12 protein-coding genes are annotated in these 16,164 nt (G+C 35.7%); 7 read left to right on the forward strand and 5 right to left on the reverse strand.

What is annotated here, in order from left to right; translation table 11 throughout:
- Positions 1–71: 71 nt before the first annotated feature.
- The 5 genes from OZP08_RS17990 (at position 72) to OZP08_RS18010 (ending at position 9,158) form a co-directional block, all read left to right on the forward strand.
- The gene (locus tag OZP08_RS17990) at positions 72–629 is read left to right on the forward strand and encodes a phage tail protein (protein ID WP_268847455.1); all 558 of its coding nucleotides are present in this window, start codon (positions 72–74) and stop codon (positions 627–629) included.
- A 63-nt stretch (positions 630–692) separates the two neighbouring features.
- Positions 693–1,844 carry an ABC transporter substrate-binding protein gene (locus OZP08_RS17995; protein WP_281322505.1) on the forward strand — a complete coding sequence of 384 codons (1,152 nt, stop codon included), beginning with the start codon at positions 693–695 and terminating at the stop codon, positions 1,842–1,844.
- Position 1,845: 1 nt separating this feature from the next.
- The gene (locus tag OZP08_RS18000) at positions 1,846–2,778 is read left to right on the forward strand and encodes a methionyl-tRNA formyltransferase (protein ID WP_281322506.1); all 933 of its coding nucleotides are present in this window, start codon (positions 1,846–1,848) and stop codon (positions 2,776–2,778) included.
- Positions 2,779–2,808: 30 nt separating this feature from the next.
- The gene (locus OZP08_RS18005; protein ID WP_281322507.1) at positions 2,809–8,256 is read left to right on the forward strand and encodes an MBG domain-containing protein; all 5,448 of its coding nucleotides are present in this window, start codon (positions 2,809–2,811) and stop codon (positions 8,254–8,256) included.
- Positions 8,257–8,327: 71 nt separating this feature from the next.
- A complete protein-coding gene (locus tag OZP08_RS18010) occupies positions 8,328–9,158 on the forward strand; it encodes an outer membrane beta-barrel protein (protein WP_268847462.1) in 831 nt (276 codons plus the stop codon).
- Positions 9,159–9,325: 167 nt separating this feature from the next.
- On the opposite strand, the gene dnaB is transcribed toward OZP08_RS18010, so the two are convergent.
- The 5 genes from dnaB to tgt all read right to left on the reverse strand — a co-directional run bounded on the left by dnaB (position 9,326) and on the right by tgt (position 15,249).
- Positions 9,326–10,870: a replicative DNA helicase gene (dnaB, locus tag OZP08_RS18015; RefSeq protein WP_281322508.1), complete on the reverse strand. Its 1,545-nt coding sequence runs from the start codon at positions 10,868–10,870 to the stop codon at positions 9,326–9,328.
- A gap of 140 nt (positions 10,871–11,010) precedes the next feature.
- The gene (locus tag OZP08_RS18020; RefSeq protein ID WP_268847463.1) at positions 11,011–11,964 is read right to left on the reverse strand and encodes an acetyl-CoA carboxylase carboxyltransferase subunit alpha; all 954 of its coding nucleotides are present in this window, start codon (positions 11,962–11,964) and stop codon (positions 11,011–11,013) included.
- Between the two features lie 113 nt (positions 11,965–12,077).
- Complete coding sequence (locus OZP08_RS18025; RefSeq protein ID WP_281322509.1) at positions 12,078–12,968, reverse strand: DMT family transporter; 891 nt, start codon at positions 12,966–12,968, stop codon at positions 12,078–12,080.
- A complete protein-coding gene (locus OZP08_RS18030) occupies positions 12,955–14,043 on the reverse strand; it encodes an LptF/LptG family permease (RefSeq protein WP_268847464.1) in 1,089 nt (362 codons plus the stop codon). The genes OZP08_RS18025 and OZP08_RS18030 overlap by 14 nt, the downstream gene beginning before the upstream one ends.
- Before the next feature lie 75 nt (positions 14,044–14,118).
- Positions 14,119–15,249, reverse strand: a complete 1,131-nt coding sequence (tgt, locus tag OZP08_RS18035; protein ID WP_281322510.1) for a tRNA guanosine(34) transglycosylase Tgt — start codon at positions 15,247–15,249, stop codon at positions 14,119–14,121.
- 216 nt (positions 15,250–15,465) lie between these two features.
- Here tgt and OZP08_RS18040 point away from each other — a divergent pair, with 216 nt between their 5' ends.
- Both OZP08_RS18040 and OZP08_RS18045 read left to right on the forward strand, forming a co-directional pair.
- Positions 15,466–15,744, forward strand: coding sequence for a rhodanese-like domain-containing protein (locus tag OZP08_RS18040; protein ID WP_268847465.1), 279 nt, complete (start codon positions 15,466–15,468; stop codon positions 15,742–15,744).
- 9 nt (positions 15,745–15,753) lie between these two features.
- The gene (locus OZP08_RS18045; protein ID WP_268847466.1) at positions 15,754–16,068 is read left to right on the forward strand and encodes a rhodanese-like domain-containing protein; all 315 of its coding nucleotides are present in this window, start codon (positions 15,754–15,756) and stop codon (positions 16,066–16,068) included.
- Positions 16,069–16,164: the final 96 nt, after the last annotated feature.

Genomic DNA, 16,164 nt, shown 5'->3' on the forward strand with positions numbered 1-16,164 from the left:
CAGGTATAATTACGTATATCCAATTCGCAATTTTTTTTTTTATTTATTTTTTAACCATAAAACTAAAAACTATGTCAACAGAACCATTCATTGGGGAAATTAAAATTTTGGGATTTAATTTTGCTCCAAGAGGCTACCAAACCTGTAGCGGTCAAATTTTACCAATTAGTACAAACACAGCCTTGTTTTCTTTGTTAGGAACTTATTATGGCGGAAACGGACAAACAACATTTGCTTTACCTGACTTACAAGGCCGTGTGCCAATTGGTCAAGGTCAGGGTCCTGGGCTTCCAAATTATGATATTGGAGAAAAAGCAGGAACAACAAGCGTATCGATATTAACAACAAATATGCCAGCGCATATTCATACTTTGACTGGCTTATCGGCAAAATTACAGGCGTCATCAGCAACTGCTGATGAAGTATCTGCACAAGGTAATTATCCGGCTGTTGCTTCTAGTGCTACTTACTCTGGCAATGGACCAACCGCTGGAACTTTTACCGGTGGTGTTCAGCTTTCTGGTAATACCGATATAACAGGATCTGGATTACCAATAGATATACTTAATCCTTATCTGGTTATCAATTATTCTATTGCTACAGAAGGAATATTCCCAAGTAGAAATTAATTAAAATAATATAAAGAGGAAATTTTCAAATCGAAAGTTTCCTCTTTTAATTAATAAAAAAATATGCAAACAATAGGAATTTTACTAGCAAGATCTACTTATTATCACACTATAGGTTTTGATCTATATGAAGGGCTTAGATCTGGATTAAAACAATTGGGACGAACTGATGTTAGAATAGTAACAGAAAACATCGGGTTTGGCGCAGAAAAACAACAATGCTATCGCAGCGCAGAAAAACTTTTACTAGAAGAGAACGTCTCTTTAGTAATTGCCTATATAGGACATCGCACTGCACAATTACTTCGTCCGCTTTTTCTTGCTGCTAATAAAATGTTGATTGTTTTAGATACTGGCGCTAACTTACCTCATGAATGGCCTAGTTGTCCAAATATTTTTTATCATTCACTACACAACGCTTTAGGAGCTTGGTTTACAGCAAAAGAAGCATTGAATCATGGCTATAAAAATGCAGGAATGGTTACCGGTTACTACGATGGTGGCTATTTACACACTTATAGCATTTCTAAAAGTTTTGAAGATAATGGTGGTAAAATTTCCTTTAACCACGCCACTGGATACAAAACAGAGGATTTTACAGTAGAACCTTTGAAGGATCATTTACAACAATATCCTGACAGTGCCTTGCTAAGTATTTTTAGTGGTGATTTTGTACAATGGTATTTTGAAGGAATCAAAAACTCATTTGGAGATGAAAATATCCCTATTTATTTACCCCCTTTTGGATTTGAAGAAACAATGCTTACCAATGCCGTATATCCTAATAACAATGTAAAAGGTATAGCTGCTTGGTCAAAAAAAATAAAGTCCGAAGAAAATGAAATCTTTAAAAAAGCAATAATAGCCACAGGAAGAACACCTAATTTATTTTCACTATTAAGTTGGGAAAGCGCTACAATCGCACTAAGAGTTCTTGAATTGATTGATGAGCATCAAAATAATATAATACAAATTGCATCAAGTCTACATTCATTTGAATTTACAAGTCCTAGAGGAAATATTTATTTTAATTCAAAAACAAATACTTCTATTTCACCATTGTATAAAGCAAGTATTGTACCCAACGATGAAGGGAAATGCGAAGTACAATTAGAAGGTGAAATTGATGAAATACATAAAAACTTCGAGAGATTAATTAACCAAGACATAGACAAAGCTACATCTGCATGGCATAATAGTTATGTCTGTATTTAATATGGAAAAACAAAAAAAAATATTAGTGCTATGTGGCGGAAAATTCGCTTTTCAAACATTGCAATTACTCGCATATGAAAAATTTATTTGCGGTATCGGCATTGGTAAAAGCAACGACACAATTATAGAAGCATTAGAAAAAGAATCTGAAAACAATAACATCGGTTTTAAATCTTTTCCCAATAAAAAAAGCATCACCGAAATGAGATCTTGGATTGATATCATCCAACCTGATTATATATTCTGCATCTCATTCCCTTTTTTACTTCCCGAAACAGTTTTGTCTTATGGAGAGAATAAGTTCATCAACTTCCATTCTGGACCTTTACCACAATATCGCGGACCAATGCCCATTTTTGAAGTGCTCAAAAATCAGGAGACAGAAACTGCCATTTGTGCTCATTTTATGAATGCAAGATTCGATGAAGGAAATATTATTTTTAACGATCCTATCATCATCGAGAAAGAAGATACTTATGGCAAACTAACCGTAAAATTAAGCGAACGTATCGCGCATGTAGCCTTAAATATGGCTAATATGATACAATTTGCAAGCATCATTCCAAGCCAACCTCAGGATGAAAATTTATCCTATTATTATGAAAAACCAGAGTTAGCAGATACTTATATTAATTGGAAACGAATGTCTGCCCATGAAATCATTTCATTAATTAACGCCTGTAATCCTTGGAATACTGGTGCAGACGCATCACTTTACGGAGAACAAATCAAAATAATCTCTGCAACTTTATTAGATCAACCTCATAACAGTCAAGTTGGTACAATTGTATCCATGACTAATACACTTAACATCGCATGCGAAGATAATCAACAAATTGCAGTTGAAATACTTAGTACAGACTACGGCATTATGACTGCACAACAGTTTGCTGTATTAAGACCAACAATAACTAATGATTTGATTAAAATGTAGAAACAATCCCTAATTTAAACCCATTTGATTATGAAAAAGAACTTTACATTTATTTTTACAATACTAATGTGTTTCTTTTATATAAAAGGAAATTCCCAAACTCAGTTTTGGAGTGACACATTTGAAGATACTGGAGCCCCAAGTTCAGGTACAAGAACACCTTCAATTACAGAATTTTCTTGCGGTGGACCACCTGCAACTGCCTATTTTTTTAGAACGGCTCTAGCTGGAATTGCACTACAAAGCGGAACATATAGTGGATTTCAAGGCACTAAATTTTTCGCAGCTGAGGACATTGACAAAGGGTCAACGTGTGTAAATAATTCCATCACTCCAAATCAACAAGTTACTTGGACTGGTATCAATATTTCAGGCAAAACGGGGCTCTCATTTAAAGGACTTTTTGCCGACAATGACTTTAATGGCTCTTATCAAGGTACCTCTTTTGATCCACTTCAAGATTTCATAGCAATTGAATACCGAATAGATGGGGGATCTTGGACTAAAATAATTGGAATCTATGCAAGTACAACAACATCTTCAAATGTTTTTAGTGTTGATACTGACAATGATTTAATAGGTGATGGAACAGCATTAAGCTATACCTTTACAGAATTAACAGCAAATATTCCTGCAACTGGAACTACTTTAGACATCCGACTAAATTGTTCTGTTAATGCTTCTGCATCTCAAGAAATTGCTGTTGACAATTTTCGTTTATTTGAGTCATCTGCATTACCAGCAACAGTCACTACAACTGCAGCCACGGGTGTAGGTGCCGTAAAAGCTACTTTGGGAGGTGATGTTACTGCAGATGGTGGCGGAACGGTAACCGAACGGGGAATTGTCTGGGCAACAACTGCTAACCCTACTACATCCGATAATAAAGTTACTATTGGTTCTGGAACAGGAAGTTTTAGCTCACTTGTATCATCATTACTTCCCGGTACTTTAATAAATTTTAGGGCCTACGCGATAAACTCTGCAGGTACCAGTTATGGAAGTAATTTAACTTTCACCACAAATGCCGCTTTATCAGCAACAACCAGCCAAAGCAATGTGCCTTGTAACGGAGGCACCAATGGTACTGCTTCAGTAACAGCTTCAGGCGGAGTTACCACTTATAGCTATTCTTGGTCACCTTCAGGAGGTACAGCATCAACTGCTACAGGTTTGTCCGCAGGATCTTATACATGTACTATAACTGATAGTGAATCAACTCAAATCACCAAAAATTTTACTATTACACAGCCAACAGCAATCAGTACAGCTACAGGATCTCAAACGAACGTGGCCTGTAACGGAGGAACAAATGGTGTAGCATCGGTTTCTCCTTCTGGTGGAACTCCAGCATATACTTACTCTTGGTCGCCTTCAGGCGGAACGTCAGCAACAACAACAGGTCGACCGGCTGGAAGCTACACTGTAACCGTAACCGACGCTAACGGATGTACGGCAACTCGTAACTATACAATTACACAGCCAACTGCAATCAGCACTGCTACAGGATCACAAACGAATGTAGCCTGTAACGGAGGAACAAATGGTGTCGCATCAGTCACTCCTTCTGGTGGAACTCCAGGATATACCTATTCTTGGTCGCCTTCTGGTGGAACGGCGGCTACAGCTACGGGACTGGCAGCAGGAAGTTACACTGTAACCGTAACGGATGCTAACGGATGTACTGCAAATCGTAACTATACTATTACACAGCCAACGGCAATAAGCACTGCTACAGGATCACAAACGAACGTATCTTGCAACAGCGGGACAAACGGCGTTGCATCAGTCACTCCTTCTGGTGGAACTCCAGGATATACTTATTCTTGGTCTCCTTCTGGTGGAACGGCTGCTACAGCAACAGGACTAGCAGCAGGAACCTACACTGTAACCGTAACGGATGCTAACGGATGTACTGCAACTCGAAACTATACTATTACTCAGCCAACAGCAATCAGCACTGCTACAGGATCACAAACAAACGTATCTTGTAACGGAGGAACAAATGGAGTCGCATCGATTACTCCTTCTGGTGGAACTCCAGGATACACTTATTCTTGGTCACCTTCTGGCGGAACAGCGGCTACTGCAACAGGACTGGCAGCAGGAAGCTACACTGTAACCGTAACGGATGCTAACGGTTGTACTGCAACTCGAAACTATACTATTACACAACCAACAGCAATCAGCACTGCTACAGGATCACAAACAAACGTGGCTTGTAACGGAGGAACAAATGGCGTTGCATCAGTTACTCCTTCTGGTGGGACTCCGGGATATACTTATTCTTGGTCGCCTTCTGGCGGAACAGCTGCTACTGCAACGGGACTGGCGGCAGGAAGTTATACCGTAACTGTAACTGACGCAAATGGATGTACAGCAACTCGTAACTACACTATTACACAACCAACAACAATCAGCACTGCTACAGGATCTCAAACGAACGTATCTTGTAACAGTGGAGCAAATGGAGTCGCATCAATTTCTCCTTCTGGTGGGACTCCGGGATATAGCTATTCTTGGTCACCTTCTGGTGGAACGGCTGCTACAGCAACAGGACTGGCAGCAGGGAGTTACACAATAACTGTATCTGACGCAAACGGTTGTACAGCAACTAGAAACTATACGATTACGCAACCAACAGTGATCAGCACTGCTACAGGGTCACAAACAAACGTATCTTGTAACGGCGGAACAAATGGAGTCGCATCAGTTTCTCCTTCTGGTGGAACTCCAGGATATATATATTCATGGTCGCCTTCTGGTGGAACGGCAGCTACAGCAACAGGACTGGCAGCAGGAAGCTATACCGTAACCGTAACAGATGCTAACGGATGTACGGCAACTCAAAACTATACGATTACACAACCAACAGCAATCAGCACTGCTACAGGATCTCAAACGAACGTATCTTGTAACGGCGGAACAAATGGTGTCGCATCAGTTTCTCCTTCTGGCGGAACTCCAGGATACACTTATTCTTGGTCTCCTTCTGGCGGAACAGCAGCAACAGCAACAGGACTGGCGGCAGGAAGTTATACAGTAACCGTAACTGATGCAAATAGCTGTACAGCTACTCGTAATTTTACAATAACGGAGCCAACAGCAATTACAGCAACAACTTCCCAAACGAATCTATCATGTAACGGTGGGAATAATGGTGTAGCTTCAGTAACAGCTTCTGGCGGAACTGGTGCTTTAACCTATTCTTGGTCTCCTTCTGGTGGAACAGCTGACACCGCAACGGGATTAACTGCCGGGGCTTATGTTTGTACCATTACAGATGCCAATAGTTGTTCAATAACTAAAAGCTTTACTATTACTCAACCTACGGCATTTAGCTTAATAACAGCAACTTTACCCGACTATGATTATAATTCATCATATAACCAAAGTATTGTCGTAACAGGAGGCACAGGAGTTAAAACCTACGCAGTTACTGCAGGTAGTTTGCCTTCAGGCTTTACCCTATCTTCAAATGGTGATATAGTAGGAACTTCATCTCAGATTGCCGATAGTAATTTTACAGTTACGGTTACAGATGGAAACAGTTGTACTACAACATATAATTTTATATTAAAGTTAAATCAAATACCAATTACCGTCACAGCAACAGCCTCTCAAACCAAAGTCTATGGACAAAGCGATCCTGTTTTAACTTATACGGCAACACCAAGTTTGTTATCTGGGGATAGTTTTTCAGGTAGTTTAGTTAGAGTTACAGGTGAAAACATCGGTAATTATGCTATAAATCAAGGTTCACTTTCAGCAGGATCCAAATATTTAATAACTTATGTTAGTGCTGACTTTTCTATTACACCCAAGCCAATTACAGTTACAACTGATGCTTCTCAAACGAAAATTTATGGAACAACTGACCCTGTTTTTGCTTATTCAGTTTCACCAAGTTTAGAAAGTGGAGATACATTTACTGGAGCTTTAACAAGAGTAGCAGGAGAAGATGTAGGTGCTTATGCTATTACAAATGGAACATTGAGTGCTGGCTCAAATTATACAATTACTTATGTTGGTGCTGACTTTACTATCACAACTAAGCCAATTACAGTTTCAGCAGATGCTTCCCAAACAAAAGTTTATGGAACCGCTGATTCTGTTTTTACTTATTCAGTTCTACCAGGTTTAGTAAGTGGTGATACATGTACTGGAGCTTTAACAAGAGTAGCTGGAGAGAATGTAGGGACATATGCAATTGAACAAGGAACATTGAGCGCTGGTTCAAATTACACTATTACTTATGCTAGTAAGGATTTTGCTATCACGGCCAAGCCAATTACAGTTATAGCAGATGCTTCTCAAGCGAAAATTTATGGAACAGCTGATTCTGTTTTTACTTATTCAGTTTCACCAAGTTTAGTAAGTGGAGATACATTTACAGGAGCTTTAACAAGAATAGTAGGTGAGAATGTAGGAATGTATACTATTAAGCAAGGAACATTGAGCGCTGGCTCAAATTATACCATTACTTATGTTAGTAAGGACTTTGGTATCACAGCCAAGTCAATTACAATTACTGCAAATGCTTCTCAAACGAAAATTTACGGAACTACTAATCCTGTTTATACTTATTCAGTTTCACCAGGTTTAGTAAGCGGAGATACATTTACCGGAGCTTTAACAAGAGTAGCAGGAGAGAATGTAGGAACATATGTAATTGAACAAGGAACATTGAGTGCTGGTTCAAATTATACAAGTACATATGTAGGTTCAAATTTTAATATTACTAAGGCAGATCAGATAATTTCTTGGGATCAAACTTTAGTATTAGGTTGTGATGGAGAGTCTACAGTTATCTTAACGGCTACTTCTAGTAGTGGTTTAGCAATAACTTATACTTCTTCTGATACTAATGTTGGAACAGTTTCAGATAAATTGCTGATTTTTCAGAACTATGGGCAAGCAACCATTACAGCATCTCAAGCAGGAGACAATAATTACAATCCTGCCCCAGTAGTAGTGTTACCATTTGTAAATAGTCAACCAAATTTTATTAAAAAACATTTTGAAAATATTCTTTTCTTTGATAATAGCTCTAAGAGTTTTAAAGCTTACAGTTGGTATAAAAATGGCGTTTTAGTCCCAAATCAAACCACTCAATATTTTAAAGAAAATGGGGCTTTGAATGGTACTTATTATGCTATAGCTACAAAATTAGATGGTACATTAGTTAACACTTGTCCATTGACTTTTTCTCCAACAGTAGAAGAAGAATATATAAAAATTGTTCCAAATCCAGCTAAAACAAATTCAAGCTATCAACTTGTTACTAATGTGTCTTCCTCAAAATTACAGAATGCACATATTAAAGTATATAGCATTGGAGGATTATTAATGGAAGATAAAATTACTAGTGAGAATATAGTAACTTTAAAAGCTCCTACTGTTGAAGGCGTTTATATTGTAAAAATGACCTTGGCAAATGGCAAATATTTCACAAAAAACCTTCTAGTTAAAAATTAAATAATTTAAGAGTATGAAATCCTCATTTACTATAAATGAGGATGGATTATTCTAATATTAAAAATATAAATATGAAATATAATATAAAAAATGTAATAGCTATCGCTATAATTTTAATTTCCCAAGGAATAACCGCTCAGTTCTATGTAGGAGTCCAAACAGGAATAGGAAATATTCAAAGTGATGTTAAAGGTACCTCGGCAGGACATAGACTCGGTGGTGCTGTAAAAGCAGGTTATATCTATTCTTTGACAAATCATATAGGAATTGGGACTGGATTAGAATTTGCTCAATATAAGCAAGACGTTTTTTTAAATAATCCATCATCAACTCTTACAACTAATGAAGTTGATATTACAGGCTCAGCATTCGTTTATACTACTACCACAAGTAATTATAAAGAAAAGCAAACTCTACATGCCCTACAAATTCCACTTTTCTTGCAGTACAAGACCAATATTAATAAAGGAATCGATTTTAATTTTAGAGCAGGAGCTAAATACTTTTTACCTGTAAATTATAAAATAGAAGCCACTGCAGATTATGTAAATGGTACTGGTTATTATCCAGATGTCAATTTAAAAATTGATGATTTACCAGAATATGGTTTTGGTGTACAAAGCAATTATTCTGCATCAGGAGAGTATAAAACAAAGGGAGTGATAATGAGTTCTTTTGAGTTAGGTTTCACATTTGAAATGGGGGCAAAAAATGCTTTGTATGCTGCAATGTTTCTTGAAAATGGATATGGTTCAATACTTGATCAAGACAAAAATGAATCTTATATAGGTTACAATCCTACATCGGTTTCAAATAGAGAAGCCAATGGGCTGTATAGTACAGATAAAAATGCAGAAATTCGACCTGTAGCTTTTGGAGCAACATTAGGTTGGAATTTTTAATTTTATTTGAAGGTATAAATTTAGCAGAATACAAAAAACAATTTTTGTATTCTGTTTTTATCCTAAAAGAGGCTACATCAAAATTAATTTGAAGTAGCCTCTTTCTTTACTTATCCTATATTTTTTTTAACTCCCTTAATATATTAAAATCTAATTCAAATTACATTTTAAAAAGGTACATCACCATCATCGTCATCATCATTAAAATTACTTCCAAATGCCTCGTTTGCTGATGGCAGATTTTTGGTAATAAACGAACTTTCGTCATGATTCATACTTGAAGGCAAATCATCATAACCTCCGCTATAATCTTCGAGATTATCAAATCTACCTAAATGACCAATAAATTTCAAACGAACATTTTCTATACCCCCATTTCTGTGCTTAGCAATCATAATTTCGGCCTGACCAGCTGTTGGTGATGCTTCATCATCATCCCATTCATCAATTTTATAATATTCAGGGCGGTATAAAAATGAAACGATATCAGCATCTTGCTCAATCGCTCCAGATTCACGAAGATCCGAAAGTAAAGGTCTTTTACTGGAACCACGGGTTTCAACGGCACGCGACAATTGAGAAAGTGCAATTACAGGAACATTTAATTCCTTTGCTAATGCTTTTAAATTTCGAGAGATAGTAGATATCTCCTGCTCTCTATTTCCTCCTCCTTTTCCATTACCTCCAGCCGTCATTAACTGCAAATAATCAATAATAATAATTTTTATTCCGTGTTGTGATACTAAACGCCTTGCCTTTGCACGTAAATCAAAAATGGACAAAGAAGGGGTATCATCAATAAAAATAGGAGCTTTTTCAAGGTTCTTAACTTTGGTACTAAGCTGTTCCCACTCGTGTTTTTCTAATTTTCCGGTACGTAGCTTCTCTGATGACAATCCTGTCTCGGAAGAAATCAAACGGGTAATCAACTGTACCGATGCCATCTCAAGGGAAAACAAAGCAACCGGCTGGTTAAAATCGATGGCAATATTTCTGGTCATAGACAATACAAAAGCCGTTTTTCCCATCGCAGGTCTCGCCGCAATAATAATTAAATCACTTGGTTGCCAACCCGAAGTTAGTTTGTCTAATTTATCAAAACCTGTTGCAACTCCACTTAATCCTTCCTGTCCAGCAATTTCTTCAATTCTTTTCTTGGCTTGCAACACTAAACTTTGTGCTGTTTCAGAACTTCTCTTGATATTTCCTTGTGTAACTTCGTATAGCTTAGATTCGGCTTTATCTAATAAATCAAATACATCCGTAGTTTCATCATAGGAATCTTCAATAATTTCAGATGAAATTCGAATCAAACTGCGTTGAATAAACTTTTGCAGAATAATTCTAGAGTGAAACTCGATATGAGCTGATGAAGAAATCTTTTGCGTAAGCTGAATCAAATAAAAATCACCTCCAGCTAAGTCTAATTTCCCATTTTTTCGGAGTTGAGCAGATACAGTCAACAAATCGATTGGCTGTGTATCTGTAAACAACTGAACAATGGCTTCAAAGATATGTTTGTGCGCTTCTTTATAAAAAGCATCTGGTTGCAGGATATCAATTACCTCATCTACTCCTTTTTTATCAATCATCATTGCACCAAGTACTGCCTCTTCCAAGTCTGGTACTTGTGGGGGTAATTTTCCTTTTTCAAGGTTTATTATAGTTGTTTTATCCACTTTAACTGGACTTATATTCTTGAAGTTTTCCATGTAACGAAAATAACTAAAATTCTAAAAAAACAATTATTGAGTTATTACAATTGATTGTTTATAAGTACTTGTTTTTTGTTTATAACCAAAAAAAAATCCGAAACTATAAGGCTTCGGATTAAGATTAATAAAGTAGGATTTTACTCTTTAAACTCACCCATTTTACAGTATTTATCCATCCTTTGAGCAATTAAATCCTCTGTTGATAAATCTTTGAGTTCATTATATCCTTTCATGATATATTGTTCAACTGTAGTAAAAGTAGCTTCTCTATCATAATGAGCTCCTCCTAGTGGTTCTGGAATAATATCATCAACTAATTTTTGTTTTTTCATATCGGCAGAAGTCAACTTTAAAGCTTCTGCTGCTTTCTCTTTATAGTCCCAGCTTTTCCATAAAATAGAAGAACATGACTCTGGAGAAATTACAGAATACCAAGTATTTTCAAGCATATAAACACGATCTCCAACACCTATTCCTAATGCTCCTCCCGAAGCACCTTCTCCAACAATGATAGTAATAATTGGCACTTTAAGAAGTACCATTTCGAATATATTTCTAGCAATAGCTTCTCCTTGACCACGTTCTTCAGCTTCTAATCCAGGATAAGCACCCGGAGTATCAATTAAAGTAACTATCGGAATACCAAATTTCTCTGCCATTTTCATCAAACGCAAAGCCTTTCTGTATCCTTCTGGATTAGCCATTCCAAAATTTCTATATTGACGAGTCTTTGTATTGAATCCTTTTTGCTGACCAATAATCATAAAAGACTGCCCTCCTATTTTACCTAAACCACCAATCATGGCTTTGTCATCTTTAAAACCTCTATCGCCATGTAGCTCAAGAAAAGTCTCTTTACACAATCCTTTGATATGATCTAATGTATAAGGTCTACTAGGATGTCTTGATAACTGTACACGTTGCCAAGCTGTTAAGTTTTTATAAATTTGCTTTTTGGTTTCTTCTAATTTCTTACTGATTTGCTTACAGGTATTTGTAACATCAACATCTGATTCTAGACCAATAACAACGCATTTATCTAATTGTTCTTCAAGTTCTTTTATTGGAAGCTCAAAATCTAAATATTCCATAGCATTTGTGCGGTTTTATTATTGTTTTAATTTTTCGTTTTGGAACTGCAAATATAAAACTTAATATCGTTCTATACTTGTTTTTTTATTTAAGTATAAAATAATATCAATTTTTACTCTAATTGATCTTCTTTTCTATAGTGTTTAATTACTCCGTTCAATATAACTGTTATCACAATTATAACAGCACCAATGTAGAATGCTGTACTCATTTTTTCTTTTCCTCCGATAATAAAAAAGGCTAATATAATTCCGTAAACAGGCTCTAAATTAGTAGTCAGCATCACTGTATAAGGAGAAAGTCGTCTCATTACTTCTACTGAAGCAGTAAAAGCATAAGCAGTACAAATAGAAGCCAGAATCAAAATTAAAATCCAGTTTTTTGTTGTTAGTACAAAAAAATCTGCTGTGAATTTACCTTGAAATAAAAAATAAATCGAAATAAATGCTGATCCTGCCAGAAACTCATAAAAAGATATAACGGATGGATCATGATCTACTATTAACTTTCCGTTCATTAAAGTAAACAAAACACCTAATATTATCGAGACCAATGCTAACAACATTCCGTTTAAATAATTAATCTCAACTTGCATAATTAAACCTAATCCAGCAATAATAATTAGCCCAAAAAACACTTCATACCAAAGGACTTTTCGTCCAAAAAATAAAGGCTCTAAAAGTGATGCAAAAAATGCTCCCAGCGAGAAAACTGATAAAGTTATTGAAACAGTCGAATTTTTTATAGCTTCGAAAAAAAATACCCAATGCAAAGCAATTATCAACCCGACTACAACTAATTTAAAAAATGATTTGGAGCTTAACCGAAATGATTTCTTTCTAATTGCGATAAAGGCTGCTAAAAAAATTGAAGCAAACGACATTCTATACCAAACCAAAAAATCTGATTGCACAGTAATTAAAGCCCCTAAAATAGCCGTAAAACCCCAAATAAAGACAATGAAATGTAAATTAAGGTAACTCTTTAAATTATCGTTTTGCATTTCGTAATAAATAAATTGCTAAAATTCCAAAAACTATATTAGGTAACCAAACTGCCAAAAGAGGCGAAAACGATGATTTTTCAGCCAATACACCAAATATTTTATCAAAAAAGACAAATGAAAATGCTACTGCAATTCCAATAGCCAAATTGACTCCCATCCCTCCTCTTCTCTTCATTGAAGATACTGAGACAGCAATTATTGTAAGTATAAATGCCGAAACAGGTACGCTGAATTTTTTATACAATACAACCAAATAGACATTGATATTAGATGAACCACGTTTTCTTTCCTTATCGATAAAAGCTTTCAAATCCCCTAAACTTAATGTTTCGGCTATATAAACCACTGGCGCCAAATCCTCAAGATCAAAATTAAATTTCATCTTCTTCTCAGGTTCTTTTTCTATCACATCTCCTTCAGGACCAACTATTCGTTTGGTATAGTCGTATAAAGAATAATTCTTTTCTTTAGGATTCCATTTGATTCTGCTAGCTGTAATTTTATATTCTAATTTTTCTTTTTTGAATCTTTCCAAAGAAAAATTAAAAGCCATTTGAGACTCATTATTAAAACTGTTTACATAAATAAACTCGTTATCACTTATTTGTCTATAAACATCCGTATTATCACCCCGCATGAGCGCCTTACCATCGTTCCTCAGATAAGTGTACCTGAAATTATTGTACCCCTCACTTGAAACAGGAATAACCCAAAAACCCATTAGTAATACTAAAATGGAAATAATGGAAGCCCCAATAATATAAGGTCTCATAAATCTAGTAAACGAAATACCAGAGCTTAAAATTGCAATAATCTCTGTGTCATTTGCCAATTTTGAGGTGAACCAAATTACCGATATAAACAAAAATATCGGAAAGAGATTATTCATAAAATAAATCGTAAAATGATAGTAATAAATAGCGATTTTCAAAATCGGCACTTTATTTTCAATCATCTTATTGATCTTTTCGGATATATCAATAATCATCCCAATAGGAGCAAATAACAAAAGCATCACCGCAAAAGTGGCTAAATATCTTTTTAAAATGTATCTGTCTATTATTGTTAGCATATTTTATGAATTATGAATTATGAGTTATTAATTATGAGTTAGCTTGTAGCTCATAATTAATAACTCATAATTATTTTACAATCTTTGACTCATATTTTTCACCATCATTTCTTTCCATGGCTTAAAATCCCCAGCCAAGATATGCATTCTGGCTTCGCGAACCAACCACATATAAAAACCAAGATTATGTATAGTTGCAATTTGCTTTCCTAAATATTCATTGGCAGCAAATAAATGACGTAAATATGCTTTAGAATATTCAGTGTCTACAAAAGTGTGTCCCATTTCATCAATTGGAGAAAAATCAGCTTCCCATTTTTTATTCTTGATATTGATCGTTCCGTTGGCCGTAAACAACATACCATTTCTAGCGTTACGTGTAGGCATCACACAATCGAACATATCGATTCCTAGTGCTATATTCTCCAAAATATTAATTGGAGTTCCCACTCCCATCAAATAACGAGGCTTATCCTCAGGTAGAATTTCACAAACTACTTCGGTCATAGCATACATTTCTTCTGCAGGCTCTCCTACCGAAAGTCCACCAATCGCATTACCTTGTTGACCGGAATTGGCTATATATTCTGCTGATTGTCTTCTTAAATCTTTATAAGTACTCCCTTGTACAATTGGGAAAAACGTTTGCTCGTAACCATATTTAAAAGGTAGTTTCTCCAAATGATTGATACAACGATCCAACCAACGGTGCGTCATGTGCATTGAGCGTTGTGCATAACGATAATCGCAAGGATAAGGTGTACACTCATCAAAAGCCATGATAATATCGGCACCTATGGTACGCTGAATTTCCATAACATTTTCTGGAGTAAACACATGATAAGAACCATCAATATGTGATTTAAACTTCACTCCTTCTTCTTTTATTTTTCTGTTTGCCGAAAGAGAATACACTTGATATCCTCCAGAATCCGTCAAAATATTACGATCCCAATTCATAAATTTATGCAATCCACCCGCTTTTTCAATGATTTCGGTTTGTGGACGCAAATACAAATGATAGGTATTCCCAAGTATAATATCTGGGTTTATTTCTTCTTTCAATTCCCTTTGATGCACCCCCTTTACTGAAGCGGCGGTTCCAACAGGCATAAAAATAGGTGTTTCAATAACACCGTGATCAGTAGTAATACTTCCCGCACGAGCTTTCGATTGCGGGTCTGTTTTTAGTAAATCAAACTTCATATAGACTTTTTATCAGTCGGCAAAGATAGTCTAATTTAAAAATTAGATAATTACTAAATCCAAAAATGTTTTGTTTTGACAATAAACAGGTAGTATCCCATTCTCAATTGCAGTTAGGATATCCGCTAATACCCTATATGTAACAAAAGTTACTGTACGACCACAATTTCTGTTGTAATTTTGTATTACAAAAAATTACCCTTAAAAATAAACACTATGACTTTAGAAAATATAATAAAAGAGAAACAATGCACGATTGTAGACGTACGAACTCGAGAAGAATTCAGCGGAGGACATGTTGTTGGATCAATTAATATCCCACTAAACGAAGTTCAGGACCGATTTGAAGAAATACAAAACCTAAAATCACCATTAGTTCTTTGTTGCGCTTCCGGAAACCGAAGTGGACAAGCCCAGCATTATCTTTCGCAAAAAGAAATTGACTGCCACAATGGAGGTTCATGGCTGGATGTCAATTATTATCAATCCAAATAAAAAAACAAAATGATAAATAAACTAAAAAAAATATTCGGTTTTGGATCTACTGTAGATTATTCTGAACTTGTAAAGCAAGGAGGTGTTATCCTAGATGTAAGAAGCAAGGTAGAATATGCCAGCGGACATATAGAAGGTTCTATAAATATCCCTGTAGATATTTTAAAAAATAGTTTATCTCAATTAAAAGACAAAAACAAACCCATTATCACTTGTTGTGCTTCAGGAATGAGAAGTGCAAGAGCAAAAAACATCCTAAAAACACATGGCTATACTGATGTACATAATGGTGATGGATGGAGAAGCCTGCAAAGCAAATTGTAATAAATATAGCACTTGATGAATAATAATTAGCTATTCAAAAATGAGAAACAAGGGGCGACTAAGCGATAAGATTAGTCAGCCCTTTTTTCTTATAGT

The organism is Flavobacterium aestivum (genome assembly GCF_026870175.2).
GTDB lineage: Bacteria > Bacteroidota > Bacteroidia > Flavobacteriales > Flavobacteriaceae > Flavobacterium > Flavobacterium aestivum.

Excerpts from the sequence above, each read along its gene's own strand:
- OZP08_RS18040 (WP_268847465.1), top strand. The coding sequence starts at position 15,466 with ATGACTTTAGAAAATATAATAAAAGAGAAACAATGCACGATTGTAGAC.
- OZP08_RS18020 (WP_268847463.1), bottom strand. The coding sequence starts at position 11,964 with ATGGAATATTTAGATTTTGAGCTTCCAATAAAAGAACTTGAAGAACAA.
- dnaB (WP_281322508.1), bottom strand. The coding sequence starts at position 10,870 with ATGGAAAACTTCAAGAATATAAGTCCAGTTAAAGTGGATAAAACAACT.
- OZP08_RS17990 (WP_268847455.1), top strand. The coding sequence starts at position 72 with ATGTCAACAGAACCATTCATTGGGGAAATTAAAATTTTGGGATTTAAT.
- OZP08_RS17995 (WP_281322505.1), top strand. The coding sequence starts at position 693 with ATGCAAACAATAGGAATTTTACTAGCAAGATCTACTTATTATCACACT.
- OZP08_RS18010 (WP_268847462.1), top strand. The coding sequence starts at position 8,328 with ATGAAATATAATATAAAAAATGTAATAGCTATCGCTATAATTTTAATT.
- OZP08_RS18000 (WP_281322506.1), top strand. The coding sequence starts at position 1,846 with ATGGAAAAACAAAAAAAAATATTAGTGCTATGTGGCGGAAAATTCGCT.
- OZP08_RS18025 (WP_281322509.1), bottom strand. The coding sequence starts at position 12,968 with ATGCAAAACGATAATTTAAAGAGTTACCTTAATTTACATTTCATTGTC.
- OZP08_RS18005 (WP_281322507.1), top strand. The coding sequence starts at position 2,809 with ATGAAAAAGAACTTTACATTTATTTTTACAATACTAATGTGTTTCTTT.
- OZP08_RS18045 (WP_268847466.1), top strand. The coding sequence starts at position 15,754 with ATGATAAATAAACTAAAAAAAATATTCGGTTTTGGATCTACTGTAGAT.
- tgt (WP_281322510.1), bottom strand. The coding sequence starts at position 15,249 with ATGAAGTTTGATTTACTAAAAACAGACCCGCAATCGAAAGCTCGTGCG.
- OZP08_RS18030 (WP_268847464.1), bottom strand. The coding sequence starts at position 14,043 with ATGCTAACAATAATAGACAGATACATTTTAAAAAGATATTTAGCCACT.